Source organism: Bradyrhizobium sp. NBAIM08, from assembly GCF_020193935.1.
Lineage (GTDB): Bacteria > Pseudomonadota > Alphaproteobacteria > Rhizobiales > Xanthobacteraceae > Bradyrhizobium > Bradyrhizobium yuanmingense.
The window spans coordinates 1-399 of the sequence record NZ_JADYVR010001021.1; the positions used below are offsets into that span (position 1 = coordinate 1).

The following is a 399-nucleotide window of genomic DNA, read 5'->3' on the forward strand; positions in this document are numbered from 1 at the left end:
TGCTTGTCCTGTTCAACGGCATACTCGGTAAATTGCTGGTTGGCCTGGGCGGTTTTCGTCCTTGACCGCGACCTGCCCCAATCGAGGATGGGTATATCGAACTCCAGTTGGATCAATTGTTGGTCCTGTGGCGATCGGTAGGCTTTTGCCACGCTGGCGGCGCTCCCCGAATAACCCAGCCTCGCCGTTAAGGTGGCGTTCAGACCATTATCGCCTTTGGCCCGGGCGACATCTTTTTTCGCCTCTGCGATGCGCCGGACAAAAGCAATGGCGTCGCTCCGGTTTTCATATGCTTCCGTCAATACCTTATCTACTTCCACTTTCATAAATTCAGTCGGCTGGGGCAGTTCCAGGGCGATCTTCTCCGGCCTGTTCATATCCTGCTGACCCGTATAGGTT

The 399-nt window shown here is 54.6% G+C and carries 1 protein-coding gene; it reads right to left on the reverse strand.

Annotation, left to right across the window (positions count from 1 at the left end):
* Positions 1 to 399, reverse strand: a 399-nt coding sequence (locus I6F37_RS43255; protein WP_225154873.1) for a TolC family protein, incomplete at both ends; no start/stop codon positions are given.